6 protein-coding genes are annotated in these 6,033 nt (G+C 66.9%); 2 read left to right on the top strand and 4 right to left on the bottom strand.

The genetic code is table 11. The features are described 5' to 3' along the window. Window positions 1-923: AraC family transcriptional regulator (locus tag HH310_RS29005; RefSeq protein WP_169178857.1), on the top strand; the 923-nt coding region annotated here is incomplete at its 5' end. Window positions 924-954: 31 nt separating this feature from the next. Here the strand turns inward: HH310_RS29005 and HH310_RS29000 are convergent. The 3 genes from HH310_RS29000 to HH310_RS28990 form a co-directional block, all read right to left on the bottom strand. After that, window positions 955-1,779 (bottom strand): alpha/beta fold hydrolase, encoded by an 825-nt coding sequence (locus HH310_RS29000; RefSeq protein WP_169178856.1) that lies wholly within the window; start codon window positions 1,777-1,779, stop codon window positions 955-957. A 141-nt stretch (window positions 1,780-1,920) separates the two neighbouring features. Then, the gene (locus HH310_RS28995; protein ID WP_312034392.1) at window positions 1,921-2,973 is read right to left on the bottom strand and encodes a serine hydrolase domain-containing protein; all 1,053 of its coding nucleotides are present in this window, start codon (window positions 2,971-2,973) and stop codon (window positions 1,921-1,923) included. Window positions 2,974-3,281: 308 nt separating this feature from the next. Further along, window positions 3,282-4,433 (bottom strand): nuclear transport factor 2 family protein, encoded by a 1,152-nt coding sequence (locus HH310_RS28990; RefSeq protein ID WP_169178854.1) that lies wholly within the window; start codon window positions 4,431-4,433, stop codon window positions 3,282-3,284. 18 nt (window positions 4,434-4,451) lie between these two features. Here HH310_RS28990 and HH310_RS28985 point away from each other — a divergent pair, with 18 nt between their 5' ends. Next, window positions 4,452-5,489, top strand: coding sequence for a LysR family transcriptional regulator (locus tag HH310_RS28985; RefSeq protein WP_211192745.1), 1,038 nt, complete (start codon window positions 4,452-4,454; stop codon window positions 5,487-5,489). 6 nt (window positions 5,490-5,495) lie between these two features. On the opposite strand, the gene HH310_RS28980 is transcribed toward HH310_RS28985, so the two are convergent. Further along, a complete protein-coding gene (locus HH310_RS28980; RefSeq protein WP_169178853.1) occupies window positions 5,496-5,978 on the bottom strand; it encodes a hypothetical protein in 483 nt (160 codons plus the stop codon). Window positions 5,979-6,033: the final 55 nt, after the last annotated feature.

Here is a 6,033-nt window from a genome sequence, read left to right as displayed (position 1 = left end):
CTGACTTTCTTTCCGAAGAAGAGATGGCTGTGCTCGGACGTGATTGTTCCCTTCCGTCTGTCGTCACGATCGGGAAGGGCAGCCGTATTCGAGTTTCGGAGCAGCAGCTCGGTGACTCGGTCGAGTTGATGAGACTGTCGTCGACAGGTTCCTTTCGTGTCGCCCGTCCGGCAGACCTCGCGGCCAAGTCACGTGAGGATGATCTAATTGAAGCCTCAGTTGACATAGGCGGAAATATCCAGCTATACCACGATGGAAGGCTTGATGCGCCGACGCCCGGCGGCACCGTACTCTTTTCGGCCCGTAGTGAGTGGGATGTGGTCATTCACGGGAACAGCGAAGCCCAGTCCATCAAGTTTTCCCGGGACTTGCTCCCGCCGGGGGTACGAGACATCGGCGCGAGTGTCCGGCGGCTGCACGTCGACACCGTGGCAACGCACATGTTCGCCCGCTACCTCGATCAACTGGACCGGTCTGCCGCGGATCTGACCGCCGTGCAGCGGTACGACGCCAGCCAAGCGGCGATCAATCTGCTGGTCATGGCATTGCGAAGCCCGGACAGCGCCGCCGCGCCGGACGGCTCAGATCCGGTGCTGCTCGACATGGTGAAGGCCTATGTGCGCGGCCACCTCGCCGAGCCAATGTCGGTAGACCAACTGGCCCGGCAACACCATGTTTCGGAAAAGTTCCTCTACCGCATTTTCGAGCGCATCGACACGACACCCGGCGCGTACGTCCGCACTCAGCGACTGCTGGCCGCCCGCAACATCCTGATAGACCCCGAGAACGTCAAACTCGAGACCTGGCGAGTCGCCACGATGACCGGCTTCGCCAGCGTTCGAACGTTCAACCGCGCCTTTTACCGGGAATTCGGGACGACGCCAAACGACTGGCGGCAACACGGAAACGAGAAACCACACTAGCTTTACCGCGGACGGCAAGGCGTGCGACAGGTCACGACTGGAAGAAGTCCAGCAGGTCGGCGTTGATGGTGTCGGAGTGGGTGGTGTGCATGCCGTGCGGGAAGCCCGGGTAAGTCTTCAACGTGCCGTTCTTGAGCAGATCGGCGGTCAGCGGGGCGGAGTCGGCGTACGGGACGATCTGATCGTCGTCGCCGTGCATGACCAGTACCGGGACGGCGATCTTCTTGAGGTCCTCGGTGAAGTCGGTCTGGGAGGACGCGACGATTCCCAGGTAACCAGCGTAGGCGCCGCCCATCATGGCCTGACGCCACCAATTGCGGATGATTGCTTCGGAGGGTTCGGCCCCGGGACGGTTGAAGCCGTAGAACGGGCCGGAGGCGATGTTGAGGTAGGACTCGGCACGGTTGGCGGCGAGCTGGGCTTGCAGGTCGTCGAAGTGGGCCTTGGGCTGGCCGCCGGGATTGGCGTCGGTTCGCACCAGCAGGGGTGGGATGGCGGACATGATGGCGGCCTTGGCGACGCGGGACTCGCCGTGCCGGGCGAGGTAGCGGATGACCTCGCCGCCGCCGGTCGAGTGTCCGACATGAATGGCGTTACGAAGGTCGAGGCGGGCGGTGACGGCGGCCAGGTCGTCGGCGTAATGGTCCATGTCGTGACCGTCGGCGACCTGGGCGGAGCGGCCGTGGCCGCGGCGGTCGTGAGCGATGACACGGTAACCGTGCTGGAGAAAGAAAATGAGCTGCGTGTCCCAGTCGTCGGCCGACAGCGGCCGCCCGTGGCTGAACACGACGGGCTGGCCCGATCCCCAATCCTTGTAGAAGATCTCGGTACCGTCCTTGCTGATGATCGTTGGCATACCGCTCCCCTCGAGGATCGGGTTCTAGCAGGCAAGCCAGAGCCTCGCTAGGTACCAGGGAACACCTCGGTTGAGGGCGTCTACGGACATTTTCTGCACGAATTCGTCTTTTCCTGCCAGGTTCCTTCGCAGCTCTCCGGGTCATTGCGCCAAAGCGGCGTACACGGCACGCACGACGGCAGCTCCCCGGCCGTTGAAGGTGTCCTGAAGCATGCGGTTTCCCACATAGGCCACCGTCACGCGGGCGTCGAGGTCGACGACCACCAGTGAGCCCCCGAAGCCGCCCCAATAGCAGCTCCGTGCGTTGGGCGAAAGCGGCATCTCCGGCGAGGAGAGCGCATATCCCATGCCGAAGCGCAGGACAGCCCCGATGCGTTTGTCCGGACCGTACGACTGCTCCTCCAAAACCCGCGCGGCGCCCGCCTCGGACAGGATCCGCACTCCGCGCGCCTCGCCGTGGCCCGCGAGAACGGACTGGATCGCGGCCACCGAGCGGGCATTTCCGTGACCGTTGGCCGCCGGGATCTCGGCCCGACGCCACTGCGGTGTCCAGGAATCCTCCACTTTTACCAGCGGATTGAGCGGAACCTCCCCGTCGACCACCCGAATGTTTGATGCCACTCGGTGATCGTGCTCCGCAGACAGTCCGATGTGGAAGTCGGCACCGAGGGGGCCGGCCAGCTCCTTCGCGAAGAAGGAGCCGAGCGTGTCGCCGGTGATCCGGCGTACCACCTCACCGACCAGATATCCGAAAGTCAACGAGTGGTACCCCGATTGCGTCCCCGGCTCCCAGGCCGGCGCCTGGCGCGCCAGCAACCCGGTCACTTTGTCCCAGTCGTAGAGGTCGGACACACTCAGCGGCTCATCCCAGGTCCAGAGGCCGGCGGTATGCGACAGCAGATGCCGGACCTCGATCCCGGCCTTGCCCGCCGCCGCGAACTCTGGCCAATACGTGGCCACCGGTGCGTACAGGTCGAGCTCCCCACGGTCGGCGAGCACTAGCGCACACAGCGCGGTCATCGTTTTGGTGGTCGACCAGACATTGGTGATGGTGTCCCGCTCCCAGTGACGGCCGTGTCGTGGATCGAGGTAGCCGCCCCAGATGTCGACCACGGGCTGGCCGTCCAGGTACACGGCGACCGAGGCCCCGGCGTCGGCCCCGCGTTCCAAGGACAAGGCGAGAGTCTCTGGCACGCCGTCGAACCTGTCGTCGCAGAAACCTTCTATGTCAACCATGTGGCCCCCACAGCCGCGTTGCGCTTCACAACAGCCCGCCTAGTGCTGTTGCAAAGGAACACCGCGATCCACGGCGGCCGGGGAACGTTTCCTGCACGGACTGGTGTGTTTCCTGCACGATTACTGTCCGCGCCGGTCCTTGTCTTCTACAACGAGCTGAAATGCCGGACCGAAAAGCACAACCCCAGCACCGTGGCAGCGTCACCGAGCGGCGCAGAGCCTCCCGCCGTCGCTCCGCACGGTTGGTGCCGGCACCTGGATCGTGTTCATCCTCGTGCCGCCCCGCGGTGGTACGCCTTGTTGGCGATACGCCAACGGTCGTCGACGCGTACGAGGAGAAAGATGTCGGTGAAGGTGTCGGCGCCGTGCCAGAGTGTCATCGATGCGGTGGCAACCGTGCCGTGGACGTCGACGGTGTCTATGCGGCGGGAGCGGGTTGATTCGTCCGGGGCCGGTCGGCCGGTGAAGAGGGCGCAGTAGTCGTCGAGGTGCCACGTCACGAATGCGCCGTCCCGAATTCCTTCGATGTGGGCGGTGGGTAGGAACGCGTCGCGGAAGTGGGCGGGGTCCCCGGTGGCGTGGCCCAGGATGTAGGCGCGTAATGGCTTGAGCACGGCGTCGTCCGGGGCCGGGGAAGTGGCGGCGACGGCGATGTCGGCCTCGGGGTCGGCGGGTGTGCCGGCCAGGTCGGTCGCGCTGCGCAGGGGCGTGTTCGACGCCTCGGCCAGGAGTGCCATGTCCTTGGCCAGGGCACCGATCGTGAAGTCCGCGGCGGCCGGCCGGCCGGTCAGGAAGGGACGCTTGCGAGCGACGAGCCCGCCGAGCTGGCCCAGTTCGAGGACGTCCAGCACCCGGGCGCGGGGCAGACCCAGTGCGTCGCCTTGGCGCAGGGAATCGCGCAGCGCGAGCACGGCGCCCGCGAGACTGCTGTTGGCGACCAGCTTGAGCGCCGCGGCGGTGGCGACGTCGTCGACATGGTGCACCACGCCCAAGGCTTCCAGAACCGGCCGGGCCCGGTTGAGCGCGCCGGCGGCGAGGATCTGCAGGGAGCCGGCCGCCGCGGCGGCTGTCGAGCCGAGCACCGGCGCGTGAACGTAGGACGGACCGAGCACTCGGGACAACCGCGACGCCTCTTCGGGGGCGATCGTGCTGGTGTTCAGCACAATCGTGTCCGGCCGCAGCGATCCGCGGATCTGGGCGACGACGTGCTCGCATGCCGGGCCGTCGAACAGCGACAGAAGCACGACGCCGGATTTCGCCACGGCCTCGTTCGGGTCGCTGGTCGTCGGGACTGTGTCACTGGTTCGCCCGGATCGTGTCCAAGCGACGACGTCCTTGTCGCTCTGTGCGAGTCGTGTCGCGATCGCGGAGCCCATGCGCCCCAGGCCGAGGACAGCGATTCCATGCGGTGCGGTCATGGCTCCCACTGTGGAGGCGTGGTGGCAACGGTGACAAGCGCAGGTTCGGCAGGGCAGCCATGTCGGATGCGCATACCCGCTGCGCATACTTGTGTCATGGAGTTGACCGCGTGGCGGACGTTCGTGACGGCGTGCCGGCTCGGGTCGCTGTCGGCGGCGGCCGCCGAACTCGGCTACACACAGTCCGCCGTCTCGCGGCAGATCGCCGCGTTGGAGCGCCGGCTCGGAACGTCGCTGATTGAACGTCACGTTCGCGGCGTCCGTGCGACGCCGGCCGGTGAGGTGTTTCATCATCACGCCCTGGTCGTGCTCAAGGAGATCGACCGCGCGCTGACTGCGGTGCGGGATGTTCCGCTCGGCCGGCCGCTGAACGTCGGGGCGACACCGTCTCTGGCCGCCGGGATCGTGCCCGCGGCGGTTCGCCGCCTTGTGGACGCGGGCGGCCCGCTCCGGTGGAGTCTGTCGCCCGGGCTGAGCGCGGACCTGCACGACCGCGTGATCGCGGGCGATCTGGACGTCGCGGTCGTCACCGACGCGCCGCCGGGGCTACCGCATGGCCCGCGGGTCGAACGGCGGTTCCTGGGGATGGACGAGATGGTGGTCGTGCTGCCCGCCGGGCATCCGCGTGCGGGACACGGTCCGGTGCACATCCGCGCGCTGGCCGACGAGACCTGGGTCGAGGACAACACCGGCTCGGCCACCCTGCTACGCCAGCACGCCGCCCGCGCCGGAGTCACCACCGACGTCGACCTCGGCGCGGCCGATCTGCCAGGCAAGGTAGCCCTGGTCGCCGCGGGTCACGCCATCGCGCTGATACCTGGCGTGCTGGCTCACGCGCTGCGAACCGATGTCACCACGGTAAACCTCGTCGATCCCCCGACTCGCGGCATCTACGCGGTCACACCTCGGCGGGCTTCCCACCCGTCCGCCGGACCGTTGATCGACCAACTCGCCACGGCCTTCGGGCAGCATCGCCAGCCATCGCCTGAAGCGATGGGACCCACTGTTCCGAGTGGGTCCCATCCCCGCCGCGACGCAACATCCCACATGCGGTGATGGACGCTACCGCCATCCCCGATCGTCGCAGTCGATCACCGTGGAGCCGTTGTACAGGCATGCTGCCACCTGCACCATCCTCGTCGGGTAGACGGCCTTGAAGAGCCCGTCGTTTCCGTGGTCGCCGGGGCCGTAGGCGGCACTCGGTGTGCGGTAGTGCCAGCCGCTCCAGGCGCCGCCCGTGTAGATCTCGTACCGGATGCGTGCCTCGGCGTGGTAGCCGTCGTTGCCGTTGCCGTCGCTTACGCTCGCGGCAACCCGGACATCGTCGAACCCGTTGGTCCAGCAGATGTCGTACGTGGCGGCCGCGTCGCCGCCGCGTACCGAGCTCTCGACGACGCGTTGGTGGCCGCCGTAGTCCGGGTCGCAGGCGTGGGCGAAGGTGCCGACTGCCGTCCATTCGTCCGCGGCCTGGGCGGGAGCGGCGCTCAGCAGTCCCGCTCCCACGCATGCGGTCACTACTACCGCCGACCAAAGTCTCGTTCGCATGGCACTCCTTCGTTGTGTCTCCGGACTCGTCAGCGGCAGGCTACGACCGCACGGT

This window comes from Actinoplanes sp. TBRC 11911 (assembly GCF_012933445.1).
Taxonomy (GTDB): Bacteria; Actinomycetota; Actinomycetes; order Mycobacteriales; family Micromonosporaceae; genus Actinoplanes.
The sequence above is the reverse complement of the archived record's forward strand: the minus strand, read 5'-3'. Positions and strand labels throughout refer to the sequence as shown.